Annotated in this window: 23 protein-coding genes and 5 pseudogenes; 14 read left to right on the top strand and 14 right to left on the bottom strand. The window is 68.0% G+C overall.

Features of this window, described 5'->3' with window-relative positions:
* Positions 1-10 precede the first annotated feature (10 nt).
* From BJF79_RS44225 to BJF79_RS44215, 3 genes and pseudogenes are all read left to right on the top strand, one after another.
* Positions 11-187 (top strand): annotated as a pseudogene (locus BJF79_RS44225) (ArsR/SmtB family transcription factor); the annotation flags it as partial.
* A gap of 133 nt (positions 188-320) precedes the next feature.
* On the top strand, positions 321-1,427 hold the full coding sequence (arsB, locus tag BJF79_RS44220; protein WP_262403473.1) for an ACR3 family arsenite efflux transporter: 1,107 nt from the start codon (positions 321-323) through the stop codon (positions 1,425-1,427).
* Positions 1,424-2,527 (top strand): ArsO family NAD(P)H-dependent flavin-containing monooxygenase, encoded by a 1,104-nt coding sequence (locus BJF79_RS44215; RefSeq protein ID WP_083734698.1) that lies wholly within the window; start codon positions 1,424-1,426, stop codon positions 2,525-2,527. The genes arsB and BJF79_RS44215 overlap by 4 nt, the downstream gene beginning before the upstream one ends.
* Positions 2,528-3,009: 482 nt before the next feature.
* On the opposite strand, the gene BJF79_RS64445 is transcribed toward BJF79_RS44215, so the two are convergent.
* The 9 genes from BJF79_RS64445 to BJF79_RS56715 all read right to left on the bottom strand — a co-directional run bounded on the left by BJF79_RS64445 (position 3,010) and on the right by BJF79_RS56715 (position 10,020).
* The gene (locus BJF79_RS64445) at positions 3,010-3,774 is read right to left on the bottom strand and encodes a DUF6879 family protein (RefSeq protein WP_262403472.1); all 765 of its coding nucleotides are present in this window, start codon (positions 3,772-3,774) and stop codon (positions 3,010-3,012) included.
* 56 nt (positions 3,775-3,830) lie between these two features.
* Positions 3,831-4,484, bottom strand: coding sequence for a DUF5753 domain-containing protein (locus BJF79_RS44205; protein WP_143220920.1), 654 nt, complete (start codon positions 4,482-4,484; stop codon positions 3,831-3,833).
* A gap of 346 nt (positions 4,485-4,830) precedes the next feature.
* Positions 4,831-6,795 carry an ABC transporter ATP-binding protein gene (locus BJF79_RS44200; protein WP_075906554.1) on the bottom strand — a complete coding sequence of 655 codons (1,965 nt, stop codon included), beginning with the start codon at positions 6,793-6,795 and terminating at the stop codon, positions 4,831-4,833.
* Positions 6,796-7,443: 648 nt separating this feature from the next.
* Complete coding sequence (locus tag BJF79_RS44195) at positions 7,444-7,908, bottom strand: hypothetical protein (protein WP_075906552.1); 465 nt, start codon at positions 7,906-7,908, stop codon at positions 7,444-7,446.
* 41 nt (positions 7,909-7,949) lie between these two features.
* Positions 7,950-8,708: a hypothetical protein gene (locus BJF79_RS44190; protein WP_075906550.1), complete on the bottom strand. Its 759-nt coding sequence runs from the start codon at positions 8,706-8,708 to the stop codon at positions 7,950-7,952.
* 196 nt (positions 8,709-8,904) lie between these two features.
* On the bottom strand, positions 8,905-9,045 hold the full coding sequence (locus tag BJF79_RS56720; RefSeq protein ID WP_158079488.1) for a hypothetical protein: 141 nt from the start codon (positions 9,043-9,045) through the stop codon (positions 8,905-8,907).
* Positions 9,042-9,341 carry a hypothetical protein gene (locus BJF79_RS44185; RefSeq protein WP_075906548.1) on the bottom strand — a complete coding sequence of 100 codons (300 nt, stop codon included), beginning with the start codon at positions 9,339-9,341 and terminating at the stop codon, positions 9,042-9,044. The genes BJF79_RS56720 and BJF79_RS44185 overlap by 4 nt, the downstream gene beginning before the upstream one ends.
* The gene (locus tag BJF79_RS44180) at positions 9,338-9,739 is read right to left on the bottom strand and encodes a hypothetical protein (protein WP_075906546.1); all 402 of its coding nucleotides are present in this window, start codon (positions 9,737-9,739) and stop codon (positions 9,338-9,340) included. The genes BJF79_RS44185 and BJF79_RS44180 overlap by 4 nt, the downstream gene beginning before the upstream one ends.
* On the bottom strand, positions 9,736-10,020 hold the full coding sequence (locus tag BJF79_RS56715; RefSeq protein ID WP_075906544.1) for a hypothetical protein: 285 nt from the start codon (positions 10,018-10,020) through the stop codon (positions 9,736-9,738). The genes BJF79_RS44180 and BJF79_RS56715 overlap by 4 nt, the downstream gene beginning before the upstream one ends.
* A gap of 130 nt (positions 10,021-10,150) precedes the next feature.
* On the opposite strand from BJF79_RS56715, the gene BJF79_RS44170 reads away from it, so the two are divergent.
* From BJF79_RS44170 to BJF79_RS44160, 4 genes are read left to right on the top strand one after another with little or no spacing between them, the layout of a single operon-like run.
* Positions 10,151-10,978: a helix-turn-helix domain-containing protein gene (locus tag BJF79_RS44170; RefSeq protein WP_075906542.1), complete on the top strand. Its 828-nt coding sequence runs from the start codon at positions 10,151-10,153 to the stop codon at positions 10,976-10,978.
* On the top strand, positions 10,975-11,172 hold the full coding sequence (locus BJF79_RS44165) for a DUF397 domain-containing protein (protein ID WP_075906540.1): 198 nt from the start codon (positions 10,975-10,977) through the stop codon (positions 11,170-11,172). Before BJF79_RS44170 ends, BJF79_RS44165 begins: the two co-directional genes overlap by 4 nt.
* Before the next feature lie 36 nt (positions 11,173-11,208).
* On the top strand, positions 11,209-11,346 hold the full coding sequence (locus tag BJF79_RS56710) for a hypothetical protein (protein ID WP_158079486.1): 138 nt from the start codon (positions 11,209-11,211) through the stop codon (positions 11,344-11,346).
* A complete protein-coding gene (locus BJF79_RS44160; RefSeq protein WP_075906538.1) occupies positions 11,343-11,774 on the top strand; it encodes a hypothetical protein in 432 nt (143 codons plus the stop codon). The genes BJF79_RS56710 and BJF79_RS44160 overlap by 4 nt, the downstream gene beginning before the upstream one ends.
* 216 nt (positions 11,775-11,990) lie before the next feature.
* On the opposite strand, the gene BJF79_RS67955 is transcribed toward BJF79_RS44160, so the two are convergent.
* Genes BJF79_RS67955 through BJF79_RS54760 form a run of 3 tightly spaced genes read right to left on the bottom strand, consistent with a single transcriptional unit; the run spans position 11,991 to position 13,262 of the window.
* Positions 11,991-12,272, bottom strand: a complete 282-nt coding sequence (locus BJF79_RS67955) for a recombinase family protein (protein WP_083734693.1) — start codon at positions 12,270-12,272, stop codon at positions 11,991-11,993.
* The gene (locus BJF79_RS54765) at positions 12,269-12,475 is read right to left on the bottom strand and encodes a hypothetical protein (protein ID WP_143220919.1); all 207 of its coding nucleotides are present in this window, start codon (positions 12,473-12,475) and stop codon (positions 12,269-12,271) included. Before BJF79_RS54765 ends, BJF79_RS67955 begins: the two co-directional genes overlap by 4 nt.
* Before the next feature lie 52 nt (positions 12,476-12,527).
* On the bottom strand, positions 12,528-13,262 hold the full coding sequence (locus tag BJF79_RS54760) for a hypothetical protein (protein ID WP_143220918.1): 735 nt from the start codon (positions 13,260-13,262) through the stop codon (positions 12,528-12,530).
* 153 nt (positions 13,263-13,415) lie between these two features.
* Here BJF79_RS54760 and BJF79_RS64440 point away from each other — a divergent pair.
* Positions 13,416-13,618: pseudogene (locus tag BJF79_RS64440) on the top strand (hypothetical protein); the annotation flags it as partial.
* Between the two features lie 9 nt (positions 13,619-13,627).
* On the opposite strand, the pseudogene BJF79_RS64435 reads toward BJF79_RS64440, so the two are convergent.
* Positions 13,628-14,097 (bottom strand): annotated as a pseudogene (locus BJF79_RS64435) (transposase); the annotation flags it as partial.
* 154 nt (positions 14,098-14,251) lie between these two features.
* On the opposite strand from BJF79_RS64435, the gene BJF79_RS44140 reads away from it, so the two are divergent.
* From BJF79_RS44140 to BJF79_RS64430, 5 genes and pseudogenes are all read left to right on the top strand, one after another.
* On the top strand, positions 14,252-15,511 hold the full coding sequence (locus tag BJF79_RS44140) for a helix-turn-helix transcriptional regulator (protein ID WP_075906532.1): 1,260 nt from the start codon (positions 14,252-14,254) through the stop codon (positions 15,509-15,511).
* 61 nt (positions 15,512-15,572) lie between these two features.
* Positions 15,573-16,823 carry a hypothetical protein gene (locus BJF79_RS44135; RefSeq protein WP_075906530.1) on the top strand — a complete coding sequence of 417 codons (1,251 nt, stop codon included), beginning with the start codon at positions 15,573-15,575 and terminating at the stop codon, positions 16,821-16,823.
* A gap of 457 nt (positions 16,824-17,280) precedes the next feature.
* Entirely contained in the window at positions 17,281-19,635 is a 2,355-nt protein-coding gene (locus BJF79_RS44130) for a hypothetical protein (RefSeq protein ID WP_143220917.1), read from the top strand.
* A 5-nt stretch (positions 19,636-19,640) separates the two neighbouring features.
* Complete coding sequence (locus BJF79_RS56705; RefSeq protein ID WP_083734689.1) at positions 19,641-20,135, top strand: hypothetical protein; 495 nt, start codon at positions 19,641-19,643, stop codon at positions 20,133-20,135.
* A gap of 166 nt (positions 20,136-20,301) precedes the next feature.
* Positions 20,302-23,129, top strand: a pseudogene (locus tag BJF79_RS64430) (RNaseH domain-containing protein).
* A gap of 1,227 nt (positions 23,130-24,356) precedes the next feature.
* Here the strand turns inward: BJF79_RS64430 and BJF79_RS44120 are convergent.
* Positions 24,357-25,754 (bottom strand): tyrosine-type recombinase/integrase, encoded by a 1,398-nt coding sequence (locus tag BJF79_RS44120; protein ID WP_083734688.1) that lies wholly within the window; start codon positions 25,752-25,754, stop codon positions 24,357-24,359.
* Between the two features lie 247 nt (positions 25,755-26,001).
* Here BJF79_RS44120 and BJF79_RS44115 point away from each other — a divergent pair.
* Positions 26,002-26,845: pseudogene (locus BJF79_RS44115) on the top strand (IS256 family transposase); the annotation flags it as partial.

The raw sequence follows: 26,845 nt of genomic DNA, 5'->3' as shown, positions 1-26,845 counted from the left end.
TCATCAGCCTGTGCTGATATCAACGAACGCTGATGTGTTGCGGGCCCTGGCCGATCCGCTGCGCGCCCGGATAGTGGAACTCCTGGCGGTCGAGGCGCTGTGCGTGTGCCACCTGGTCGAGGAGACCGGCGCCCGGCAGACCAACATCTCCAACCACCTACGCGTCCTGCGCGACACCGGACTGGTGGAGACCGAGCCGTGCGGCCGGTTCACCTACTACCGGCTGCGGCCCGAACCGCTGCGGGACGCGTCCGCCCGGCTCGCCGACTGGCCGGCGCCGCCGAGGCCGCCCGCGCCCAGACCCGGAAGAGGCCCTGCCCGTGACGACATCGCCCACCACCCGCACCCCGGCGCCCGAAGCCGGACTGGTCGGCAGGCTTTCCACGCTCGACCGCTTCCTGCCGGTGTGGATCATCGCGGCGATGGCGGCCGGGCTCCTCCTCGGCCGCGCCGTCCCCGGCATGGACGACGCCCTGTCCGCGGTCGAGATCGGCGGCATCTCCCTGCCCATCGCCCTCGGCCTGCTGGTCATGATGTACCCGGTGCTGGCCAAGGTCCGCTACGACCGCCTCGACACCGTCACCGGCGACCGGCGGCTGATGGCCGCCTCGATCGTCCTCAACTGGGTGATCGGCCCGGCGTTGATGTTCGCGCTCGCCTGGATCTTCCTGCCCGACCTGCCCGAGTACCGCACCGGCCTGATCATCGTCGGGCTGGCCCGCTGCATCGCGATGGTCATCATCTGGAACGACCTGGCGTGCGGCGACCGCGAGGCCGCGGCCGTCCTGGTCGCCCTCAACTCCCTCTTCCAGGTGATCGCCTTCGGCGTCCTCGGCTGGTTCTACCTGCAGGTCCTGCCCGGCTGGCTCGGCCTCGCACAGGACGACCTGAACTTCTCCACCGGCAAGATCATCGTCAACGTCCTGGTCTTCCTCGGCGTCCCCCTGCTCGCGGGCTACCTCACCCGCCGCTACGGGGAGAAGGCCAAGGGCCGCGCCTGGTACGAGGACCGCTTCCTGCCGCGCATCGGTCCCGTCGCGCTGTACGGGCTGCTGTTCACGATCGTGATCCTGTTCGCCCTCCAGGGCGAGACGATCACCTCGCGGCCCGCCGACGTGGTCCGCATCGCGCTGCCGCTGCTGGTGTACTTCGCGGTCATGTGGGGCGGTTCCTACGCCCTCGGGCGCGGCATCGGCCTGCCCTACGACCGCACCGCCACGCTCGCCTTCACCGCCGCCGGCAACAACTTCGAGCTCGCGATCGCCGTCGCGATCGGCACGTTCGGCGTCACGTCCGGGCAAGCCCTGTCCGGCGTCGTCGGCCCCCTCATCGAGGTGCCCGTCCTGGTCGCCCTGGTGTACGTCTCTCTCTGGCTGCGCCGCCGGGCCCTCTCGCGATCGGCCGAATCGCCGGGGGCGCGAGCTTGACCTCCGCACCCCTCCACCCCGGCCTGGTCGACGTCGTGGTGATCGGCGGTGGCCAGGCCGGGCTGGCCGCAGGCTTCTACCTGCGCCGCGCCGGTCTGGACTTCGCGATCCTCGACGCGCAGGACGAGCCCGGCGGCGCATGGAGGCACGCCTGGCCCTCGCTGCGTCTGTTCTCGCCCGCCCAGTACAGCTCCCTGCCCGGCCGTCCCATGCCCGCCACCGACGGCTACCCCGACGCGACGCACGTGATCGACTATCTGGCCGCCTACGAGAAGCGCTACGAGCTTTCCGTCCACCGTCCCGTCCACGTGGAGGCTGTCCACCGCGACACCGAGAACCTGCGCGTCGAAACCGACCACGGCCCATGGACGGCCCGCCGGGTGATCAGCGCGACCGGCACCTGGTGGCAGCCCTACCTCCCGCACTACCCCGGACAGACCGCATTCCGAGGCCGCCAAGTCCACACCACCGGCTACCACGGCCCCCACGCCTTCCACGGGCAACGAGTCGTCGTCGTGGGCGGCGGCAACTCCGCCGCCCAGATCGTCGCCGACCTGTCCGCCGATCCCGACATCGAGACGTTCTGGGCCACCCTGCGTCCACCACGCCTCCTCCCGGACCACGTGGACGGCCGCGACCTGTTCGAGATCGCCACCCGCCGCCGCGCGGCCGTCCTCGCCGGAACCGACGACGACGGCGGAGTGGCCGGCCTCGGCGACATCGTCGCCGTCCCGCCCGTCCGCGCCGCACGCGAACGCGGAGACCTCCACGCCCACCCCATGTTCGACCGGCTCACCACCACCGGCATCGCCTGGCCCGACGGCACCCGCCTGGACTGCGACACGATCATCTGGTGCACCGGCTTCCGCCCCGCCCTGCGCCACCTCGCCCCCCTCGGGCTCCGCGACCCCGACGGCCACATCAGCATGACCGGCACCCACGCAGACGCCAAACCCCGCCTCCACCTCATCGGCTACGGAGACTGGACCGGCCCCGGCTCCGCCACCCTTATCGGCTCCGGCATCAACGCCCGAGACGCCGCCGACACCATCACCCGCGAACTCGACGGACGCCCCATCCACCACCGAAACCCACGCTGACGGGGCACCCGGTGAGAAGCGCCGGGACGAAAACCGGTCATGGAAAATAACGTGCGCCTAGGAAGGTCTTACAGTCCGGCAAGGATCCTCCTAATGAGGAATTGCGCACGCTTGGAATATCACCGCTCCACCAGTAACTTCGCCTGCACCGCCGCCCTGTTGGAGGACTGCGGCGGTGACGGCGCCGGTCGCCATCGCGGTGCCGGCCGAGGACGTCACTCCCGCCAGCCAGTATCGGCGGAACCGGGGGTTGCCGCGCAGTGGAGCCACCGCCGTGCGGAACCGGCCACCAACGCGTTCGGTCACGACGTTGAGGAGCTTGTCGTGACCGTGGCCGCGCCGACCATGGAGACGAAGTCCTGCGCGCCTGGCCCCGGGAAGTCCAGCCGCTCAGCCAAGGCACCGAGCGCGGAGGCGGAGTCTGCGGGCCGTAACCCCCCGGACGGGCTTAAGCGGGCCGGGTGGGGCGTAGCGCGGAGGTGTCATCGGCTGGACGAGTCGGCAAGCCGGTACTGCGCGTGCGGGATCGCGCGTCCCCAGACTTGCTCGAACGCCAAGAGACAGCGTCCGACGACGTCGGGGTCGTTGCTGCTCGTCTCCTGCTCGATCATCGTTCCGTCGCCTGCGCAGAAGTTGAACATCACGAGCTTGTGGTCGAACAGCCAGAAGTCAGCGCCGGGCAGCATCAGGTCCCAGGCCCGCTCGCGTGGCAGCCAGCGCACGTCCTCGCCTGCGGTGACGTTCTGTTCGGTGAGCATGTGTTCCCACCGGATGTAGTCCGAGGGCGGTTCCGACACCACGCGGGCTCGTCGGATCGTCACGCCGCGCCCGACGGCGTCTTGGACGATCTGGCGCCACGTGGTCATCTCGTAGTGGCCGGAGCCGCCCGCGAGGAAGTCCTGGTAGGCGGGGTGGGAGGGGTCGTAGGTGTCGCGCATCTCCAGGTGCAGCGCGGTGTGCTTGGCGGCCTGGAGGACTTCGGTGCTGTCGGCCGGGCCGTGCCCGAGACGGCCGGGCTCGTAGGTACCGGCTGCGGCTTCGGCGATGATGGACGCCATGCGGGCCGGGAGCCGCACCACGGCCTCGTCGGAGTGCAGGTTGCCGTGCCGGGCGATCTCGGCGATGACTCTCGGATCGGTGATGAGCAGGCCCTGGAAGTAGTAGTCGCCGGTGTCGGGATCGACGTACACGGCGGGGCAGCGGCCCTCGGGTGAGTCGGGGTCTTCGCCGACCAGATCGAGTGACAACACGGCCTCCGGGAGCGCCTGACTGTGGGGTCGCATCGACCTTTGCGCCGAGGTGTTCACGCGTCAAGCAGGTTGGCGGCTTCGGTGATTAACCGCCGGGCCTTCGCCCCGTGGACGGCCAGACCGAAAAGCCGTTCCCAGGCCGCAAGGTAGTCGGCGATCTCCGCCGGTTGCGACACCGACAGGAATCCCGACACCAGCTCGACGGTGACCAGTTCGGTGTCGCTGATGACGAAGGTGTGCTCGGGCCACACCCGATGCCCGGCTCGGGACCGGTCGGCGGTCATCGGGATGATCCCCAGCGACACCGACGGCAGCCGCGCCACCGTCAGCAGATGCCACAGCTGCTCGGCGTGCACGTCGGCCGGGACGGTGCGGTGACGAAGGACCTGCTCCTCCAGCACGAACACAAAACGTGCGTCCGGACGGTGCAGGACCTGCTGGCGGTCCATCCGCTCGGCCACGGCTTCGGCGACGTCGTCGACCTCGACGTGCTGCTCGATGCGGACCGATTCCAGCGCCGCGGTCGTGTAGGCCCTGGTCTGCAGGAGCCCGGGGATCACGTGGGTGCAGTAGGTCCGCATGAGTTTCACGTGCTCGTAGCGGTCCCGGACCGACTCCTGGGCGCCTTTGAGTCCGGCCCGGTTGAGCTGCCGGTAGGTCAGCCACATCCGCTCGGCGGCGGCCTGCTCGGCCAGCAGCTCGCGCATGCGCCGGTCGGACGCACCGCAGACACGGGCCCACAGGCGCACATGATCGGCCGATGCCGGGACGGGCGGCTCGTTCGATCTTCGACACGTTCGTGGAGTCCCGCCACCCGGCTCGGCGAGCGAACTCGACTCCCGAGATCCCGGCGGCCGTTCGGAGTTCGCGGAGCTGGTCGGCCAGCCGCTGCCGGGCCGCTTGCGCGCTGGAGGAAGACGACGAGGGCATCGTGCCCATCCAAGCGCAGCCGCCCCCGAACCCGGCAAACCCGCCCACCGGCCGAACCAGCTCTCCCGGACACCTTCCAGGCGGCGCCGAGCGGGAAGCCGGTCCACCATTCGGACGCCCGCCTCACCGCTCCATGCTCGACGGCGCATGCCCGTTCCCTGCGGCGACGCCCTCGCCGTGCGCGTCCGTCCGGTAGGCCGACGCCTGCAACTCGTACAATTCGGCGTACAAGCCGCCCACAGCCATCAGTTCCTGGTGGGTTCCGTGCTCGGTGACGTGGCCGCCGTCGAGGACGTAGATCCGGTCGGCATGCCGGACGCTGGCGAGCCGGTGCGTGATCAGCAGAACGGTCCGTCCGTGGCGGGCGGCGTGCTCGCGGATCTGGTCGAACAGGTGATGCTCGGCGCGCGCGTCCAAGGCGGCGGTGGGCTCGTCGCAGATCAGCAGCGGCGCGTTCCGGTAGAACCCGCGAGCGGCCGCCATGCGCTGCCATTGCCCGCCCGACAGTTCCCGCCCGTCGTGGAACCGCTTGTCGAGCAAGGTGTCGAGGCCGTGCGGCAGTTCGGCGATGACCTCGTCCGCGCCGGACGCGGCAGCGGCCTCGTCGACGGCGTCGCGGACGCCGGGGGCGCAGACGTCGTCGCCCATGGTGATGTTGTCGGCGGCGGTCATCGGCCAGTGGGTGTGGTCCTGGGCGACGACGGCGATGGCTTGGCGCAGCACCTCGGGATCCAGGTCCTCCGCGCGCGTCTTGTCCCAGCGGACCTGCCCGCCCTGCGGGGTGTAGAGGCCGGCGAGGATCTTCGCCAGGGTCGTTTTGCCCGATCCGTTTTCGCCGACGAGCGCGATAATCTCCCCGCGGCCGAGCCGCACCGACACCTTGTCCAGGGACGGCTCGTCACCGTCGGGATAGCTGAAGGTGACCTCCTGCGCGACGATCTCCCGGAACTGTTTGAGGGCCTCGACCTGGCGGGCGCCGTTCCCCTTCCCGGGGCCGCCGGAACCGATGCGGGGACGGTGCACGCGCTGTTCGGCCGTCCGGCAGTAGGCCACGTAGTCGCTGAAATACAGCCCGTCCTCGTAGCAACGGTTCAGCGAGTACACCAGGTTGACCAGGGACGTTTGTCCCGCGCGGATCGCCAGCACCGCCGTCCCGGCCACCGCCAGCGGCATGATCCCACGCCACAGCAGGACACCGAGCACCGTGTACATCAGCGCCGTCGCAGCACCCTTGAGGACATCCCCCCAGACCTGCGCCAGGGTCTGCCGCCGCGCGAGATCCAGCATCATGCGGCGGATGTGGGCGGCCAGCTCGGAGTACCGCAACAGCAGGAAGTCCCGCACGGTGAAGGAGCGGACTTCGGCGGCGTGCGCCCGCTCGGTCATCAGCTCGGTCATGATCCAGCCGCGCCGCCGCACCTCCACCAGGTCCAGTTGCGTCAGGTAGCCCAGCCGTGCCGCGCGCACCGCCGCCCACCCCTCCGGCAGAGCGGTGAGCAGCAGCAGCGGCAGCAGCAGCGGGTGCAGCACTCCGAGCGCCCCGGCCGCGGCGATGACGCCGATGGCGGCGGTGAACAGGTCCACGGCGTTGTCGACCATCGACGGGGCCGAGTCCACGCCCCGCATTCTGGCCCGGTGCAGGTCGTCTTGGAACTCGGCGTCGTCGAACGCCGCGAGATCGATCGCGGTGGTGAGCTCGAACAACTGCTGCTCGACGATCTGCTCGACTTGCGGCCGCAACCGTGCCTGCGCCCACTGCGCCGCCGTCGCGAACACCGCCCGCACCGTCACGGCCACGCCGACCAGCAGCAGCTCCGGCGCTGCGGCCCGCACCCGGTCCGGGGTCGGCCCGGCGGCGAACAGGGCGGTCAGCACGCCCGTAGTGGCCAGCAGCCCGAACGCGGTGAACACCCCGGCGGCCACATTGAACGCGATCGTGGCGGCCAGGTCACGCCGGTTGGCCTGCCACGCCAGCCTCATCACCTGGCCGATCAGCGCCGGAAGGCGCCTGGCCATGGTGAGCATTCCGGTGTCCGACAGCTCGGACGCTTTCCGGGACCACTTGTGCTCCGACAGCGCGGGACCCATCGGGGCAGAACCCAGCTCGGGGAGACTCTTACGCCGCCGCGGTAAAAGCTTCCGCAACCTCATCGCAGAACCTCACCGCCCGCGTGCACGCCGCCGGAGACCCGGTGCAAGCCGCCGGTGACCCGGTGCAAGGGGACGGCCTGGACCGCAGTGGTGCCCACGGAGCAACCTCCAGGTGTCGGGGGAACGACCCCACCTTGGACGGGTGAACACGCGGCACGGAAGAGATTTGGCGGCGTTTGGCCCCGCTCCCAAGGGACACGGTTTCCCACCGGCGGGTAAGCCGAGCGACGCTGCTCTGAAGAGCACGCGGCCTTGCGCCGGAGCGGCGAAGAGCCTCTAGGACCGTGTGGAGACCGGTCGATCGCCTGTGACCGGTCACGAGACGAAAACGCGCCCACGCGGCCGGGCTCCGCAGCGCTCGTGCGCGCTGAAGGCGGGGAGGGGCGGGCCGGACGGGGGCACCGGCCCGCCTTCCTGCAATGTGTCTACCCGCTGTCGTGGAGATGATGATCGGCGCCGCTGTCCTGGTGCGGCCACCGGCGCAGCCGCTCGGAGGCGCCGCCGCGGGTGTCCATGAGGAACACGCCGTTGCTGATGATCGCGCTGGTGGGCGGCTGCGGAACCAGCCTCTGCGAGGTGGTGGTGTTAGAGCGATGGCGTGTGGATGAGTACGCGTTCGATCTCGGTGATCTGTTCCTTGGGGAAGTAGATCTGCACGAACGGAGTGGCGACGAACGCGCCGTCCGACCAGATCACCGGATGGAACATCCGCCATGAACGACCGCCGCGTCGGGTGGTGACCGCTTCCCGGAGGCGGTCATCGTCGGCCATCTGCGCGAGGAACGCGAACGCGTCGGACCGGGGCATCTTCAGCCAGGCCCATCCCCGGTAGTACTCGATGAACCCGGCGCTGCTGGTCGCCTCGTCGCGCGGTCGTCCGAGGGCGCGTTCGGTTTCGGCGGCTTCGCCGACGTCTTGGCAGCAGGCTGCGGTCTGCCACCCCTGTGCCCAGATGGCGCGGACCACGGTGACCACGCCGTCGTCGATGGGGACCGGCTCGTCGTGGTGCGGCGGGACGAGTGCTGTTGAGGAGTGGATCTGCGTCGTCATCGACGTCTCTTTCGTGTGCTGTGATGCGTGCCGGTGGGAGTTCAGCTGGTTCGGTGCCGGACCCAGCGTGCCGCCGCGGCGGCGAGGCCGGGGTGCGGGGCGCTTTCGCCGATGTCTTCCCACATCGCGGCCTGCGCCGAGGCGAACGCGGTCACTGCGGCCGGGGGCGCGGTAGCGAACGCGGACAGGGCAGAGGCCCGAGTTTGTGCCAGGGCGGGGTGGTGGCCGCTGGCGATCAGCCAGATGATCCAGCAGGCCGGGTCGATCCAGCGGGCACCCTGGGTGGGCCAGGCCCAGTCCAGCATCCGCGCCCGGTCGCCGCTGAGCAGGATGTTGCCGGGTGACCAGTCGGTGTGGCAGAGCCAGTCGCCCGTGAACAGTTCGGCCCTGTCGCTGTAAGAGGCCCACCGGTCGGGCGCCTGCTTCAGGGCGACGTCGGCCGGGGCCGGTGGGAACTTCGTCATCATGGCAATGATCGGGTCGGCGTCGCGGCCTGTGGGCGCGTAGTCCGGTTGGCGGCCGTGCAGGTACTCGAACCCGTTGAGGTCCCAGTCACTGGTCGTGTCCGACCACAGCAGCCGTGCCGAGACGTGGTGAACGTGCGGGTTGATCTGTCGTTCGCGGTCCTGGGTCCAGGCGCGCGGGTGCTCGGTGCGCAGTCCCTTGACGAAGGTCGTGTCGTTGATGACGACGGCGATCTGGGAGTTGTAGCCCTCCTGGACCGGGCGGGCGGAGAGTGCAGGCCCGGTGTGTTTCTCGATCAGGTCTTGGGCCTGGTGCCAGGAGAATCGTTCCCTCACAGCCGCAACCTACTGGACTGGGGTTCATCGGGCCCCGATGTTGACCGCGGGCGTGGGAACGGGCGGCGGCGCGGTGCGACGACCACGGGGAGGACGTCGTCCGCACCGCGCCGCCTCCGCGGCCCGCACTCACGGCGGCGGGCCATGGGGGCGGCGGCGTAGCCGGGGGAAACGGTCGGCCACACCGCCGTCAGGCTCAACGGCTCGTCCCGGCCGGGAGCGGGTGGCGGTGACCAACACCGAACCCGGCAGCTTCGAGCACCTCGCGGACCGCCTGCTGGGAGGCGGCGCCGAAGTTGCGGAGTTCGTCGAGGCGCCCCGAGCGGACCGCCTTCAAGAGTTCTCCCACTGTGCTGGGCGGGTCGGGCCACATGCGGCTGATGGGGTTGTGCTGCCGGGCCGCAGTCGCAGGCACTCCAGCGGGCAGTCCTCGGTGATCGGGCCGTCGACACAGTGTGAGCTGTCCAGCCGCCCCAGTTCCGCGCGGAGCTCCTGCATCCGGCGCCCGGCCTCGGCCGTCACCTCCGCGACCGTGCCGGTGAAGAACCGCGGCTCAAGGACCTCGCGGATCGCCTGCTCGACGATGCCTTCAGCGACGTCCAGCGGGACCCACGTGGTGTTCCTCGGTGTCACGCTGCCCTCCGCGTCGTCATCGTCATCTCAGTGATTCGGTCCGACAGCCGGTACGGCGAGTCCGCGCTGATCAGCATGCGGTCGGCGCCCAGCACCAGGTACGCCCACCACTGCCGCGTCTTCTCGCCCCACCAGCACAGCGCTTGAGGGTGCCTACGGCACAAATCCTCCACTGTCGCCTTGCGGAGCGTCGGCGCGATCTCATCGATCGCGGTCAGTTCCGCCTCCGGCTTTGCGTCCCGCTTGGCGGCCAGAGACGCCGAAGCAGCCGGTGGCGCTGCGAGCGATACTCGCCGAACGGGCTCCTCTGCCCTTACCGCCGCGCCGACCAAGAGCGACGCGGCCATGAGGGGAGAGGCCGTCTCGGCGAGCGCAGCGCTGCTGTACCGGGGGATCACGACCAGCCCCCGCTGGTGCGCGTCGCCTGCTGCGCCCTCTGCGCCTCCTCGGTCAGAGCTTGGCGCAGCGCGGCGGCGTCGGAGCGAATGACCGTGGGCTCAACGCCTGCGGCCGGGTCGTGGAGCGTAGCGACCCAGCACCACAGTCGTCCGCCGCCGTCGCGGCCGCGCCAGATCCGGTGCCCGGGGAAATCGGCACGAAGCTGTTCCAAGAACTCGGCCTCGTCCGTTTTGATGGGCGTCTCGTTGAGAGAAAGGTGGGGTTTGGTGTCGTGGGGCATGGTGACCTCGCCTGGTCTGTGCTCGCCGAAACGTACTGCCCAGACTGTCCCTGCTGGATACGCTCAGCTACGAACCGGAATCAATCACGCAGCAACCAGACTCTCCGCGCGGACAACCACGAGGTGGCCCATGCCGACCGGCGACTTCACCCGAGACCCTCTGCTTCGCGCGTTCGGCACCCTGCTGCGCTCCTACCGCGAGAACGCCAGCCTCAGCCGTCCCCAGTTCGCCGAAGCGCTCGGCTGCACGCCGCAGTGGATCGAAGCCATCGAGAGCGGCAAGAAGCCGCCAAGTGAGGCCACGGCGATCGACTGCGACACCTACTTTCAGACTCCGGCACGCACGTTCTGGACGCTGTGGAAGGAGATCAAGCAGGCCGGGAAGCATCTGGCGCTGCCGCCCGGCTTCGACGGGTTCGTGCAACGTGAGGCCGACGCGGTGTCGATGGACTGCTTCGAGGCGCAGGTCCTCCCCGGCCTGCTCCAGACGGCGGGTTACGCACGCGCGCTGATGAACGCTGGCCAACCGGCGGACGAGCTCGACGCGCTTGTCGCCAAGCGCACCGAACGGCAGAGCATCCACGAACGCGACAAGCCCCCGCGGATGTGGTTCGTGATCGACGAGTCGGCGTTGCACCGGCCCGTCGGCGGGCCGCAGGTGATGCGCGAGCAACTCCAGCACGTGCTGGACATGGTCGCCCGATTCCCCAACATCCAGGTCCGCGTCCTGCCGTATGAGTCGGTGACCTGGGCCGGGCTGGACGGCTCGTTCACCGTGCTGGGTTTCGCGGCCGGCTCCGAAGTCGCCTACCACGAGTCCCCCGGCGCGGGACAGGTGATCGACTCCCCGGACAGAGTCTCGAGCACGGCTGTACGCTTCGGACTGGTGATGGGCGAAGCGCTGCCGGTCAGCGCATCCCTCGCGATGATCACAAAAGCGCTGAAGGAGTACACGTGACTCACCCCGACCTGTCCGCCCTCGCATGGCGTAAGAGCAGCCACAGCGGAGGCCAAGGAGGACAGTGCGTCGAGGTCGCGCCCGCCGAGCCCGTGTGCGCCGTAGCCATCCGAGATTCCAAAGACCCCGACGGGCCCAAGCTCCTGCTCGACGCCGCCGCCTGGCGCTTTTTCGCGGCCCAGTTCAAGAGCTGACCAGCCTCCACACCGTTTTAGGACCTGGCCTACCTGATGATGCGCCACGGAGCCCGCCCCGCCGGGCTGGCGCCCGCCGCGACCGCGCTGCGCCGCATCAACGGCAACACCGAACTGGCCGCGGGCGAGGCGGTCGAGGTCGAACGCAAGGTCCAGCGCGACGGCACGTCGTGATCGCCGGAGTCAAGTGCCAGGTCGCGTTCGCGCTGGCACGGCGAACCGTCACCATCCGGCTCGACGGCGACCTCATCCACGCCATCGCCGACAACGCCCTGGTCGGCACCTGGCCCGGCCCCATCACCGCCGAGCGGGCGGCGCGGCTGCCGGGCGCCCGCACCACGTCGACTCCGTTGCCACCGCTCCCGCTGCCCGCCGGGTCCGTCCGAGTCCAGCGACGAGTCCACGCCAGCGGCCGGTTCATGGTGAACAAGCAGTTCATCAAGATCGGGATCCGGCACGCCAGCAAGCTCGTCACCGTCGTCATCGAGGACACCCACTACCGGGTCCTGCACGGCGAGGAAGAACTCGCGATCAGCCCCCGCCGCGACACCACACCCGTCACCCGCCTCTACGTCCGCGGCAAAGGAACCCAGCCCGGCTGACGTCAACAATCTCCTGATGACGAACCGTCAAGCATGTCCTGAGACCACACATTGACAATTGTGACGACGACCTGCTCACCCAGCACCGCGTATGAGACCGGTTTGACGGCCTGCTGCCCCTTCGAGAGCTTCTCCCACGGGTCGCGAGCAGGCTTGCCACGATGTTGGCGGTCCGTAAGGCCAGCGCGAACGCGATCTGGCCCTTACCCTCGGCGATCACGACAGGGCGGTCGCACTCGACCTTGCGGTCAGCGTCGATCGCTCAGCGATAAGGTCCTTAGCGTGCTGCGTGTGCAGCAACCGGTCCACGTGCGATTTGGTCCACCGCGCCCTACCAGTCGGCGTGGGTACACCGTCGGCATTCAGAACCACCGCGATGCGCGACAGGCTCAAGCCTTGGCGACGCAGATGGATCACGAGGGCTGTAACCTCACGAGAGCAGCAAGGTGGGCGCCCCCGCCGACGTGGCGCGGTCACGATCGGAGTCGGGGAACTCATCGCGCACCCCAGTGGCGGAACAGTCTCAGCAGATCAGTGAAGACGCGGTAACGCATTTTGCCGCGCTGTTGATCACGAGACGTGAGGGTGGCAACCATCGCCACGCCAAGATAGAAAATGAGCACGGTGATCATCGCAGCGATGAACACGGCGATCCAGGCGGTCGGCCCGGCCTCTGCCAAGAGGCGAAACAGCGATTCCAACGTGGACAGCTCCCCGTATTATGGCGGGAGCGGGGCCCTAGCTAGCAGGTGGTCACGCTCTCCGCCGGGTTGGTTCCGGCACGCAAACGAAGAGCTTTTCGTCGTCATCAGAGGGCTCGTGACGGAACCCATACCGCAGGTATACAGCGACGAGCAGTAGGATGAACAGGATCACACACGTCGATGACGACGCGGCTAGGGCGACCATCAAAAGGTGGCACAGACGAGATAGCTCGGCATCCAGCAGTCGCAACAAGTCCGTGAATGCGTCGTGCCGCGACTGTCCGGGGAGAATGAACTGGCACCGTGGCATGCTGTTAGGCGAGATGCTCAGGCGAGCAACTCTCGAGAGATCATAAAGTGCACGGACCGCTCCCGTAGCCACCAACCACGATGCCGACCGAGGCGTCTCCCTGATATCGCCATGGAGCCCGGGGACGGCGTCGCCCTCTACAACGCAATCCCTTTCACCAAGAAAGCTCAGTGCACTAGGGGACTTTCCGCCAGTAAGGCGCAACGCCTGAGATTCCGAAAAGAAGTTGATCCGGAAGATTTCGATAGCGTCGTTAGGGCCTTCACGGACGAAGTCATGACGCAGCCGATTGAGTCGCCCGATCCGCTGTCGTAGTTCAGAGATCGGCTCTTGCCCGGAGCACTCACGGGCGCTGCGATCAGGAAGGATGCGGACGATCTCCCTGGGGGTATAGTACCGTTCGGTCTTGTTGCTCTCGAGCGTGTCGAGGAAGAGCCGCTGACGCTGCAATTCAGCTGTTTCGAGCGTAGTCACGGCTCCTCCTTCCTGGTTCGGTCGCCTGGCCCACCGTACGTGGACCGCAGCGTCGTACCGGTTATTCGTCCGGGAACGTTGGAGGCCTCGTTCCAGCTTGCACCCCTGGACAGGAGGCTCGGGCAGGCCCACTCAAGATCACCGACGCCGGGACGGGGCCTCGCCGCCGTCCTCTACCAGCGAGAAGATTGCACTCGGCAGGCCCTCAGCGAACTGTTCGAAGTCAGCCCCCGCACCATCGGCAACGGCCTCACCGAACCCGTCCGCTCCTGGAACACGACGGCTACAACCCCGGTTCCGCCGCAACCCGCCATCGAACCGCAGCAGCACTCCTCGACTCGGTCTCGCCGTGTTGATTGTTGCCGACTCCAGTGGGTCCGGCACCGCTGCCAGGACGCGCCAGGCAGCGTCACCTCCGATCGCTCGACCAGGCCGGGGTGGGCGTCGGAGATGACCAGCTGGACGCCCGACAGGCCGCGAGCGGCCGGGCCTCGCAGGAACGCCGGCCACCCGGCTCCGTCTTCGGCCGAGGTCACCTCGACGCCGAGGAACTCGCGGTGCCCGTCGGTGTCTCGTGCCGGTGGCCACCATGACGTGGATGCCCGCGCTCCGGCCGCCCTCGCGGACCTTCTGGATCAGGGCGTCCGCCCACACGAACGCATACGGCCCGGCCTCCAAAGGCCGGTTGCGGAAAGCCTGGACCTGGGCGTCCAGCACCTTCGACATCTCCGAGACATGGCTTTGGAGATGCCCTTGGTGCCCATCTGCTCCACCAGTTTTCCACCCGCCGCGTCGACACACCAAGGAGATAGGAGGTGGCCACCACGCTGACCAGGACCGGCTAGGCCCGGCGGCAACGTTCCAGCAGGGCAGCGTCGTTCTTGGCGCACAACCGTGTACGTCTCCGCAGACGACACACGCAGGCGCCCGCTTCAGATTTCGCGAGAAGGAAGGTTGTTACGAAGACTTCGTTGCGTTTATCTGGAGTCATGGTGCAGCGGCTCCTGACGATCGACCCGCGTCGCCTCCGAGCGCTGCGGGTACAGGCGGGCTTGAATGCCTGCCAGCTCGCCGAGATGGTGGGCACCACCACTCGTATGGTCGGCTACTGGGAGGAAGGCCGACACGTCCCGGAGGCAAAGAACGTGGAAGGGCTCGCGCGGGCTCTCGGATGCTCGGTAGCGGCGTTGACAGGCCGTCAGCCTGGCACTGAGTCGTTGGCCGACCTGCGTTTTGCTGCGGGTTTGTCCACGGAGAAGGCCGCCGCAGAGCTGCGTGGGGAAGCACTGGGCCGGGAACTGTTCGTCAGCGCGACCAAGCTGCGCGATCTCGAGCGCGGCCGGATGGTCCGGGGGTGGAAGTGGCGTGATCCCCAATACACCGGCGCTCTGGTGCGGCGCCTCGCCACGCTCTACGACGTCCCGGTCCGCATGGTCTTGGACGCCTGGGTCCGCTCACGGCCCCGCGATCAAATTCCTGCGATGCCCAAGCCGGGCGGAAAGCCGCCCAGCGCCGCTGCGGTGGAGCGGTGGGAGTCTCTCAACAGCCGACAGCGCGTCTATCTCGGCGAGATCATGCGGGACGACCGGATGACCGAGGTCGAGATGTGGATGCGGCGGGCTCGCCACCTGCCCGTTCCGCCTGCGGCCCAGTGGCGGAAACTGCCGTTCGCTCTCCGCGCCCCGGCCGATCTCGTCGGCTACACCCGCCTTCAGGAACGGCTGCGGGCCCGCGGGTTGCATGACCCCGGGGCAGGATCGACCCTGCACTCACTGGCACGTCATGCGCTGCTAACGGTCAGCGAGGACCAGGTCGACATACCTGGCGCGGGTGCGGTCAGCCGGGTACTCGTGGTGCTCACCAGGGCAGGGCGGGCAGCCGCCCGCGCAGGGTTGGAAGAACCACGCGATCCCGGCACGCCGGAACATCTGTTGTCGGAATGGTTGTGGCGGACTGTCGTCCGGATCATCGAAGCAGGCCCCAACGGGCTTGCGGAGAATTCGCTGGCCGGCAAGGCTCCGTTCTTTCTTGCGGTCGGCTACAAGCCCGCGCCGCGCGCGCACGCCAGCCGCGGGTTCATCGAGTCACGGCCGGTCATGGCCGACGATGGTACCCACGTGCGGGAGTACCGCTGGTACCTGACAGAGCTCGGAAAGCGCCACGTTCTGGAATATAGCCACCAATATCGGACTTTTTACCAAAATACGGCTAGATCAACACGGGCTCGTGGCGCGTCCGATTCTCACTGATGGCCAACCCTTCTGACGGACCTCGTGGAATTGTCGGTGGTCGCCTCTATCGTGCTTCGGCATGGCACCCGTACAGTCCGCGGACAATGACGTCTTCGGCGAGACCGAAGCCTTCTTCCTGCTCAACACCGCGTTCCTGGTGGCCGGCGAGGCGCTGACCGCACCCGGTCTGCGGCCCGAGGAGCGTCTGGCCACGCTCATGGAATGCCATGGCGAAGCACTCGCGGCGCTCGGCCCCCACGCCTCGCTGTCGTTCGGTCAGTTCCGGGCCAAGCTGCGCGGGCCGGTCCGCGATCTGCTTCCGGACTGGATCTCCAGCGACGGACTGGAAGACCTCACCGTCCTGGACGGCGACGGGTACGTCACCGAGGACGCGTTCGACCTGCGTTGGGAGAGCACCGAACTCCTGAATCTGATCAAAAAGCTTCGGGACTTCGGCGGTGGCAGGGTCAGCCCTGACCGCGTACGCCACCACATCGCTCAAACCGAGGTGTTCGAGGCGATCGCCGGCCGCGGTCCCGAGCAGTACATCCTCGACCGGAGCAACCTCATCACCTACCCCGCCGGCGACACCGGGGAACTGTCCGGGCTGGGGTTGCCGCTCAAGGCCGTCGGTTTCTACACCGACATCTCCTACCAGGCGCTATACCACGACTGGTGGTTTCCCTGCCCGGTGTGCCGGTGGCCGATGAAAGTGACGCAGCACCAGGCGGGCGGCAGCGAGTACGGAAAAGCCGAGTGCTTCTATCCCCAGCACGCCGACACCGGCGCTCGCTACTCCTTCCAGCCGACCAACGGTCCTCCCCTTCTGCAGCCGTACGCCGAGGCGTTCCGGCCCACCGCCCGGGAAGCTCCTCTGCATCTCACCGTCCCTGACCAACCGCCCGAAGCTCGGCCGGCCGCAGGCTGCAAGGCGCTGACCCGCGGGGTGTGGCGGTACACGACCGTCCCTGGCCTGCCGGAACTGCGCCTGCACCAGGAGTTGGAGCGGCGGCTCGCCGGGAAAGCGACAGTTCAGCTGTGGCCGCTCGGCGACGCCTACGACCACCGCGTGGAGGTCACCCGCCCCGACGGCACGGCGGCGGAGTTCAAAGCCGACCTGAAGGACTACACCCACGCCCACACGCTGGGGAAGTCGATCCACCGCGCCAAGGGTGATCGCGGTGGTGCGGACTGGCTGGTCGTTCCCGACCACCGCGCCGGCCAGGTGCCGCTGCTGGACGGTGTGTGCGGCAAGTATCGGATGAGGGCCATCTCCGCGACCGATTTCGCGGAGATGGTGTGTTGCGAAGCGGGGGTGCAGTGGGTATGAGTGAGCTTCCTGTCCGGCACGTCTACATCTACGCGGCCCTGGCGTTGGCCGGCCATTACTTTCCGCGCCACGATGCCGACGGGCGGCTGCTCGCCCCGTTCCGGGAGGCCGCGTTCTTCGCCGCCCGCAAACCGCAGGCGTGGGACCGGTGGCCTCACCTGGACCACGAGGAGCGGCGCCGCATCGCCGACGTGATGTCGCTGGCGCCCACCGAACTCGCCGACGAACGGCGCTTCGCCGCTGCCGCCCGGTCCCTGCTGGGCGCCCTCCACGACGCCGACAACGACGGCGAAGCGGTGATGCATCCGTTTCTCCTAGTCGGGGACGTCCCATCCCGGGCCGAGGCCGCCCACCCACATGTGGGGGATGATCTCCTTGGCTACATCGACCGGATCACCGCGCGGTTCCGCCGCCCGAGCGCACGCCCGCAGCCGCCAGAGTTCGCCGGGCCAGGCGTGTGGCGGACCCGGAAGACATACGTGACCGGCGAGGGATGGGTCCACGGAAAACTCGCCATCCCCGCCTACCCGATTTCACCGAAGCCCCCGACCACTCCGCCCTGCCGGACGCCATCACCGTGCCGTACAGGCCAGACATCGCGCCGACTGTCAAGGAACTCCTGGACATCGCGGCCCTGATCGAACGCCGCTACGACGATGACGAGGACCGATACCTGCACTCCACGCTCGCCCGGCTGTTCGACGAACTCCGATGTGATGCCTCCGACACCGTGGAGGTGCTGCAGTTGATCGCGGGGAGGACCCAGGTCCTCAACGCCCCGACCGGTACCGGCAAAACCGTCCTGGTCCGAGTCCTTGCGTCCTGGTTCGCCCTCCGAGGCCTGCGGATCACGCTGGTCGTCCCCGACGTGAAAGCCACCCTCGCCACCGCGTGGGACATCTCCGCCGACCTGGCCTTCCTCCACGAGGACGAGCACCTCGACCGACCGGCAAGCTGCGTGCCGCTGATGTCGCGCGACGCAGGCAGGAACGCGCCCTCAAGCACGCCGCACTCATACCGCGAGGAATCCACACTTCCCGGAGAATGGGGCAAACGCGGGGCGCGTGACATCGACAACCTCGCCTACGGCTGCGCCCAGAACAAGCTCCTGGACGGCGCCGGAACCTACCCGCCAGGCCAGGAGAACTGCCTCACCCTGCAGCGTGGCGACACTTTCGCCGCCTGTCCCTGGATCCCCCGGTGCGACAAGTTCGCGCCCGTCTACGACGCCTGCGACGCGGCCGTGGTAGTGACCAACCACCACCACTTCATCGACGGCACGCTCAAGATCGGCGTTAACCTCGACGGCAGGCCGACCCGCGGCCTCACCGTCCGCGAGTTCGCGCTGCGGACCAGCCACGCGGTCATCATCGACGAAATCGACCAGTTCCAGTCCAACGTGGTCAACAAATGCGCCACCACCATCGTCCTGCACTCCCGTCGGCCCTGGACCTCCGCACCCCAGAAGTTCGACACCGACTCCAAGCAACTACCGATCCGGGTTGAGTCCAGCCTTCTCAATTCCGTCAGCCACGTCCGGCTGATGGCCGAGTTCCTGCTGCTGAGCATCTGCCACGGCGCCCTCCACCTGACCATCGGCGACGACGACGCAACGAGGCGGCGCAGCGGCGGCAGCCAGAACGCCGGGTGGCGGCTGGCCCACGGTCGCGACCGTGAACTGATCGACCTGCTGTTCCCCGGCCAGGCCATCGAAGGCCAGCCCATTCCAGAAGACCTGTACGGCAGGCTCGATTCCCTCCTGCCCGGCCGCTACACCGCCCCTAGCCTCGGCGCCGCAGGCGGCAAGGCACCGGTCGGCGAGGATCCGGAATGGGACGACGTGCGGCGGGCGCTGGAGGCGCTGACGGCACCGCGCGGCCAGGACTTCCTCGACCTGGTCAAGCTGGAGTTGCACGGCTTGCTCACCCCGAGCATTCCCGACCCACGTCGGCGCAGCCGCGCAATCAACCTGCTCGTCGTCCGCGGCTACCTGAAGGAACTCGACGCCTGTCTGGGCACCCTCCGCGACCACGTACAGCAGCTCCGACACTCCGGACTGTCCTCGGCCCACCGGATCCTAGAAGCCGTCCATCCCCGGGCCATCAACTCCATCCTTCCCCTCGGCATGCTCGGTCGCGCCATCACCGGCTACCGCGTCACAGGCATGGACGACAAGGAGAAGGCCGCCGAGCTGTCCGCGCAAAACATCTCCGGCGATCCGCACACCTACGTCAGCGAACTCGGCGGCCTGGTCGCGCTCCTCACCGCTCGAGTAGAAAGGCCCGTCATAGGCCTGTCTGCCACCGCCTACTTCCCCCAAGCCATCCGCGAGCACGTGCACGCACCCGTCACCTGGTGGATGACCGACGCCCAGGCCCGCTCCATCGTCACCCAATCCCACACCCTCACCTACGGGCCGGGCCACGCCCTGATGGGCGAGCCCATCCGAATCGCCGGAACCCACCCCAAAGGCAAACCCGAAGCGCTGATCGAACTCGCGCCCGCCTCTACAAGCAAATCTCCAAAAAGATCGAGAAACTACGAAGCTCCGACACCACCAAGGCCCGAGCCCGCGTCATCCTTGCCGCCAACAGCTACGAACAGTGCGCCCACCTGGCAGTCGGTCTGTCCCGCAGCGAAGGCTTCAACCACCGCGTGTGCGTCGCCGTCCCCTCCAGCGAACCGAACCGCCATGCCCGACATCTCCCGGCGGCGAACCTGGCGCGGCCCATCACGCCCGAGGAGTTCGAGGACTTCCCCGCCTACGGCGACATCCTCATCGCCCCGTTCGCCGTCATCGCCCGCGGATTGAACATCGTGGTTGCCACCCGCTCGGCCGTCCAGTCCATCTACCTGTGCACCCGGCCGCCGCTCACCATCGACGACCCCGCCTGGATGTACGGCAGCGTCAACGCCGCCGGTATCAACGCCCTCCCCATCGGGGGCGCCGCAGAACCGGTCCAAGCCCTCCAGGACGCCGCAGAGCAGGCCTGGGAGCAGCTAGGCCTGATTCTGCGTTCCCCCACGCAGTTCTCCGCGATGACCCACACTCTCCAGGAACAGGTCATCGCCGGGATGCTCGTCAACCTCATCCAACTCGCCGGCCGCGCCCGCCGCGGCGGCACGGACATGGACCTGCACCTCGTCGACTACTCCTTCCAGGACGAGACTTGGAGCTCGGACCTGACCACGATCATCCAACGCATCTACTCGCGCTGGCCGCCCGACACCCAGCGCCGCATGAACGACCTGTACGGCGAGGCCCTCGGCGCGTTCCTGTCCTACGCGGGCATCGACCCCGACCTGGTGTGACACCGCTTCCCCGTGCCGCACCACGACCCCGGGCAGCCCATCACCGACACCGTACGTGCCTGGGCAACAACGCTTCCCCGGAATTCAAGGAGATCCGAACCCGTGACCCGCGAGCACGCTCCCCACGCCAACACCCTCGCTGTGCGTTGCACCCCGCAACTCGTCGGTGACTCCGCCGTCCACCTGCGTCTTCAGCGACGAGACCCGCGGCGCGTGGCGCAATCTGCAGAAACGCACCAGCCGAGGCGGCCCCGAGCAGGTCCCTTACAGCATCGCAACGACCGTCCTGCGCGCCCTCACCGGCGGCTACGTCCACCTCGACAAGTACTTCTCCTTCCTGGCCTCCAAGGAATCCATCCCCGACAGCCTGCTCCTGCGGATGTTCACCTACTTGGAAGGGTTCGCGGCCGGCAAGGCCATTGACGCCATCGCCATCAACGAGCCGACCCACCTGGCCCGCCTCGTCGCCGCCACCCGCGAGCAGCAGCATCACCTCGCCGACTTCCTCAAGCCGCGGCCCGGCCAACAGCCGATCGTCCCCAACTGGGTGTACGACACGGTGACCTGGGACCTCGCCAGCCAGCTAGCGGCCCAGACCTTCACCATCACCAAGCTCCACCCGCTCCGCAAACCGGACAAGAACGGGAAGCCGCTCACCTATGGCTGGGAGCCCGGCGAGGCCCGCAAGATCGGCTACTTGCCCGACAGCCAAGGCGACCTCATCGCCTGGGACGCCCCCTTCGGCCGGCTCTATAACGGCGTTGAGGAGATCGACGATCGCGATCACCTCACCAAACGCGACGCCGAATACGCACTGTCGCGGATCTCACTGACGATGAAGACCCTCCCGAACATCGCAAGCCCCGTGCTCTTGCTCGACTCCCACGTCCGGCGGATTTACAGCAACTTCGTCTACGCCAAGACCGCCCTGGTCGCCCAACCCAAACCGGGGCTACCAATGCTGAACATCGCGCTCACCGGCAAAGGAGGCATGCGCACGGTCAACCGACTCGCCCTCCAGGTCCTCGCCTCCCTCAAGATGGACAGCTCCCCGCTCTGCGAGATCGAGAACCGCGCGGCCATCGAACGGAAGATCGTCCGCAAGGCCAAGCAGGCGGGTGAGAAGCCGAGCTTCATCACACCGCCGCCCAGCCAGGTGCGGCCGATCATGCCCAAGAACTACAGCTTCTCCGTCGGCACCGGCGCAGGCATCCACCACCTACGGCTGCTCGCCGACCACGTCGACGCTGTCTTCGCCGACCGGGCCGACCACCTGGACATCGTGCAGGCCGACATGAGCTTCGCACACCGTCCGACCGACAAGCCGCGCACCGCCAAAGACAAAGCCACCCGTCAGGAGGCCGGCCTGTCCACCGACACGTTCGGCTTCCCGCCCGTCCAGGACGTGCACCGGGCCCTCGCCGAAGCGGGCTTCGCCCAGCTGCGGATCCTGTGCCTGTACTACCGGGACGAGACTCGTCTCCGCATGATCAACTGCCTGGCCAAAGCCTATGAAATCGACCCCGCCCGGCTCGATCCACCCGAAGGCAGCGAATACTTCCTCACCGACCGCGTCAGCGTTGTTTTCCGGGCCGCACCCGCCTTCCTCGCCCACGGTCCCGCCAACGGGCGAACGATCGCCGCCGAGGCATTCGCCCCCTACCTGGACAGCAGTGGTGGAGCGGTGATGATCGGCGCGTTCTGCGAAACCGAGCACCCCAACAAGCCAGCCCGGCTGGAGGGCGAGACGTCCGATGCGCTGGCCCTACGGATCGAGCAGATCGACGCGAAGTTCCAGACGAAACGGTTTTTCACCAGCCGTGACATCACCCCCCAGTACCTGCTGGGTAAGAAACGTGGCGCGTTCGGCAAGGCCGACGAGATCGTCCAGCCCTCCAGCACCGACCATCCCGCCTATATGGCCTTCTGCGACCTCTACCGGGGCCTCGGCATCATCGACCAGAGGATCGAACGTGCCCTCGCCACCGACGACAACGAGCCGCTCCTGCCCCGCATCACCTTCTGCGGCATCCACGTCCGCAAGCAGGCCAGTCCCACCGGATCCTTCGGCGAGCCGCGCCGGATCATCCTCGCCTGCGCACTCGTCCCCTCCCCCGAACCCGGCGGTGTCTGGACGATGCTCGGCTGGACCTCGCTCGACCGAGAGTGGCGGCCCTACCGCGAAGCGTCCAACATCTTCCAGACCAACAGCTATCCAGAGCACCGCAACGGCAACGACTCCAGCGAGAACCAGAGGTGGGCCGAGGCCGGCCGGGACATCGACCAAGCACTCGCCGACCTGTCCGAGGAGCTCGATGGCGAACCGTACGCAGTCATCGTCGACGGTCACGCCTGCCGCCGGATCTGGCCCGGCCTGCAGAACCAGAATCTTGACCAGGCACCCGACCCCGACGAACGGCGCACCTGGCTGCCCGGCGCGGGCATCCAACCCCACCACCGGCCCGCCGCGGTCATCCGGATCAACATCCGCAGCGACGAAGTGCCCCAGCCCTACTCGATCACCCAGATCAACAAAGACGGCACGGCCAAAGACCGCCGCACCTCACCGCAGCTTTACAAGTTGACGCCGGACTTCGGCGACTCCTCCTGGATGCTCTTCAACGTCCCTCGCAACTACGACGGCAGCGGCGGCGGCCGCCTCGGGTCCACCCTCACCCGCTGGGACGCCCCCACCGGCAAGGGCGGCGAAGACGCGGCCGAACGCCGCAAGAACGAGCTCAAAGCCCCCTGGTACGCCATGACCGCCACCGAGATCCACCCGCTGGTGTTCCACCCCGGCATCGACGCCGCGCCCTCGCCCACGCCACCGCCCGGCTGTGCCACCAGACCATCGCCTGGACCGACCGCGCCCGCTACCCCGGCCCCCTGCACGCCGCCAAGCAGATCGACCTCGACCACCCCGAATACCGCCGCTCCGCCCCGCCCGAAGACCGCCCCAACTCCGACGAAGAAGAGGAGTTCACTGACGAATAGGTCGAGCTCGAAGCTGGATCGCTATTGGTCGCGTCCAAAAACGTTCGCGACGGGCTCTGGCCCGTATCTCTGGGCCAGAGCCCGTCGCCTCAACAACACCTTCCGGTGGCACATCGGGCTCGAGAATCCGGCCATCGAAGGAAAGGAATGCCGACTTGAACTCCCATGGACGACTACATGCGGTCGCCGGTCTACTCGAGATGCGGCAGGCAGGCTAGCCATCGGGGGCGGGGGCTGTCGTCGTCGACACGCCCCCGCCCGCCCGCCATCATCCGGTCGGGAAGTGGGACGGGATCGTCAACTGGCAGCGGTGGGTGGTGGGGTTGTCGGTGCAGCCATGTGCGCGGTTCCCCGTAGCTGGTTCGAACTGGCGCAGGGAGATCTATGCCGCATCTTTGGCATCGTTAGGTATTCGGTCCGGTCAGCTCGCGATAGCGTTGGGCCCTAACGTGATCACTCTGCGCGCGGGCCGACGCTACAGCATGCAGGCGGTTAGCTAGGTACCCACGGTGACGCGGTAGACGTCGCCGATTGGGGTACCGATAGGCCATGTACGGTCGGTGCGTGTCGCCCCACCGACATAAACTCCCATGGAGCCTACAGACGGGTGCTGTTCGCATGTCATCCAAACTGCAGCGCCCCGACTGCGAACGAGCCGGTGATGGTCAAGGCGCCGTTAGAGGAGTGTGGGGCGTTCCCTCTGTGGCTGGGTTCCAAGGGCTCGGGAACTGCGCGACACCCGTTCATGTTCGCTCGTTGTTTGCTCGTATGTCGCGGAACGTGTTGGCGGTAGGCAACACCAAACGGCATTGCAGGCCGTCGACACCTGTGCATAATGGGAGGGAGCGGCATGCTTCGACACTTTGAATAACGGGCCGACAGCACTTATCTCGGACTTCTAATCCGACGGTCGCGGGTTCGAATCCTGCCGGGCGCGCAACCCCCTGACCTGCACGAACGCCATCCCCAGGCCGAGTGGGTCGAGAGCATGTGGGGCCGGACTGAGGCCGGCCTGTGTCCAAGACATTTCCGCCCACACCGGCCGGTTCACGGGTTTCGACGCCGACAAGGGGGATTGGGGTACGACCGGGCAGCACTCACCGCGCGTCGACCTGTTACCGGGGCCGATGCGTGCGGTTATCCAGTTAGCCCTTACTCGAAGACAAGGACGGGGAGCCCGAGGCTCACGAACACTGAACGGCAGCGGATCCGCCTACTCGCTTCCACTCAGCAGCGTTGCGGCCGGCCGAGTTGACGTGCGGGGTGCGTCGTCGACGCCCGAGTCGGGGCCGTGTCGATCTTGCTGCGTTTCCTGCGGCCCGTGTCTCGCCGACGCACCCGGTTGGTGCCGGGTATCAGCCGGCTCGCCTTCATCACGTGCTTGGCGGTCTTCTCCGCCGCGCGGTGAGCAACCTCGGGCAGCACCGAGGTGTAGGTGTCGGCGGTCAGCACGATGCTGGAGTGCCCCAGCATGTCCTGAACCACCTTCAACTCCACCCCGGCCGCCAGCGCCAGCGTCGCCGCGCCATGCCGCAGGTCGTGCAACCGGATCGGCGGCAGCCCGCACTCGGCCACCAGGCCCTGGAACAGCCGGGTCAGCCGCACCGGGGCCAGCGGGTCACCGTCGGGGGCGGTGAACACGTAGCCGCTGTCACGATGGTCCACTCCGGCCTGCCGCTGCTCGTCTTGTTGTTGTTCACGGTGAGCGCGTAGAGCCGCGACGGTGGTGCGGTCCAGCGCGATGACGCGGGCGCTGGTGGCGGTCTTGGGCGGGCACGCGGTCAGATAGCCCTGGTGTTGCTGGATCTGCTGGGAGATCACCGCGACCCTCTGGTCCAGGTCCACATCGCACCACCGCAGCCCGGCGGCCTCTCCGCGCCGTAGACCCCGTAATGCGATCAGGTGGAACGCCGCGTACAACCGGTGCTCCCGGATCGCGTGCAGGAACTCGGCGGTCTGCGCCGCGGTCCACACCGCGACCGGCGGCCGCTCCCCCGTCCGCTGCCAGTGCTCCACCCGTGCCGCGGTCCACACCACCGCCCGTGGACGCCGCGCCACCGGCAACTCCACCCGAGACGCGGGATTGTCGCTGATGAGCCCCTGCCGGATCGCGGCGTTCAACGCAGTGCGCAGCGTCGCCCGGATCCGGTTGAGTGTCGCCGCCGTCAACGGCGCGCCCTGCGCCTCGTGCCGGCGGACGATGCCGGCGAACATCGCCTGCAGGTGGGAGACCGACAGCTCGGCCAGCACGATCTGCCCCAGGTACGGGGCCAGGTAGCGGCGGACATGGCAGGCGTAGTTTTTGATCGTGGACGCCGCCCCTGTGCGGGTGGCCAGCCAGCGGGTCAGCCAGTCGCCCACCGTGAGCGAAGCATCACCTGCTCCGCGCGGGCTGCCGAACTGTTCCAGCGCCTCCTCAGCGGCCTTCCGCGTGGCGAAGCCACCGCGGCGGATCCGGCGCCGCCGCCCATCCGCACCGACCGGCAACTCCAGCCGGACATACCAACTCCCATGCCGGCGACCGGCCTGCAGCTTCGGACACCGCGCGCCCAGCGCCTTCCTCGACTCCGGATCCACGCATCCACATCGTCGGTACACCCGACCAGAACCCTTGGTGAACACCATGCCGCCCCATCTACACAGTCAACGAACGAAGACGACCGCCGAACCCAGGAGACACAAGCCTGTAGGCAAGTGATGTTTCACTCGAGCAAATCTGTGGGCTCCACCGGGTCCATGGCCGGTGTTGTGGGGGGTTGCGTCCACGGGGGTGGTGTACGAGTTTCCGCAGGTGAAGAGCGTGGCGCCGTGACGTGAGACGGCCACCGCGTGATCCTTCGAGATGGATGATCAAGAAGAAGGAGACAACGCGATGGCCGTGGACAACAGTGTGGACCCCGCCGAGTGGATTGCCGAGCAGATCGGGGCGTGTGAGCCCGATGTGTTGCGGTCGCTGGTCAAGACGATGGCCGAAGCGCTCATGAGTGCGGAGGCGACGCCGTTTGCGGGGCCGGCTACGGACAGCGATCCGACGAGCGGGTCAACCGCCGCAACGGCTACCGGCCCCGGGAGTGGGACACCCGCGCCGGCACCGTCGAGCTGGCCATCCCCAAGCTGCGCTCGGGGTCCTACTTTCCCGAGTGGCTGCTGGAGCGCCGCCGCCGGGCCGAGCAGGCCCTGGTGAGCGTGGTGGCCACCTCCTATCTCCTGGGCGTCAGCACCCGGCGGGTGGACAAGCTGGTCGAGCAGATGGGTATCAAGGGCATCTCCAAGAGCCAGGTGTCGGAGATGTCGAAGGTGCTGGACGCCCAGGTCGCCGCGTTCCGCAACCGGCCTCTGGAGGCCGGGCCCTATGCGTTCGTGTGGGTGGACGCCCTGACGCAGAAGGTCCGCGAGGGCGGCCGGATCGTCAACGTGCATGTGCTGGTGGCCACCGGCGTCAACGCCGACGGGCACCGCGAGATCCTCGGGATCGAGGTGACCTCGGCCGAAGACGGCGCCGGATGGCTGGCGTTCCTGCGCGGACTCGTCGCCCGGGGCCTGTCGGGCGTCCAACTGGTGATCTCCGACGCCCACCGCGGCCTGGTCGAGGCGATCGGGGCGACGCTGCCGGGCGCGTCCTGGCAGCGGTGCCGGACCCACTACCTGCGGAATCTTCTGACGAAGGTGCCCCGGTCGGCGCAGCCGTGGGTGGCGACGCTGGTGCGCACCATCTT

It is taken from the genome of Actinomadura sp. CNU-125, assembly GCF_001942465.1.
Classification (GTDB): Bacteria; Actinomycetota; Actinomycetes; order Streptosporangiales; family Streptosporangiaceae; genus Spirillospora.
This window is presented reverse-complemented; position numbering and strand designations above follow the sequence as displayed.

Excerpts from the sequence above, each read along its gene's own strand:
- BJF79_RS44205 (WP_143220920.1), bottom strand. The coding sequence starts at position 4,484 with ATGCGCGAGCTGCTGGCCGAGCAGGCCGCCGCCGAGCGGATGTGGCTG.
- BJF79_RS67955 (WP_083734693.1), bottom strand. The coding sequence starts at position 12,272 with ATGAGTTCCCCGACTCCGATCGTGACCGCGCCACGTCGGCGGGGGCGC.
- BJF79_RS44200 (WP_075906554.1), bottom strand. The coding sequence starts at position 6,795 with ATGGGTCCCGCGCTGTCGGAGCACAAGTGGTCCCGGAAAGCGTCCGAG.
- BJF79_RS56715 (WP_075906544.1), bottom strand. The coding sequence starts at position 10,020 with ATGCCCCACGACACCAAACCCCACCTTTCTCTCAACGAGACGCCCATC.
- BJF79_RS44170 (WP_075906542.1), top strand. The coding sequence starts at position 10,151 with ATGCCGACCGGCGACTTCACCCGAGACCCTCTGCTTCGCGCGTTCGGC.
- BJF79_RS56710 (WP_158079486.1), top strand. The coding sequence starts at position 11,209 with ATGATGCGCCACGGAGCCCGCCCCGCCGGGCTGGCGCCCGCCGCGACC.
- BJF79_RS44135 (WP_075906530.1), top strand. The coding sequence starts at position 15,573 with ATGGCACCCGTACAGTCCGCGGACAATGACGTCTTCGGCGAGACCGAA.
- BJF79_RS44195 (WP_075906552.1), bottom strand. The coding sequence starts at position 7,908 with ATGACGACGCAGATCCACTCCTCAACAGCACTCGTCCCGCCGCACCAC.
- BJF79_RS44140 (WP_075906532.1), top strand. The coding sequence starts at position 14,252 with ATGGTGCAGCGGCTCCTGACGATCGACCCGCGTCGCCTCCGAGCGCTG.
- BJF79_RS44120 (WP_083734688.1), bottom strand. The coding sequence starts at position 25,754 with ATGGTGTTCACCAAGGGTTCTGGTCGGGTGTACCGACGATGTGGATGC.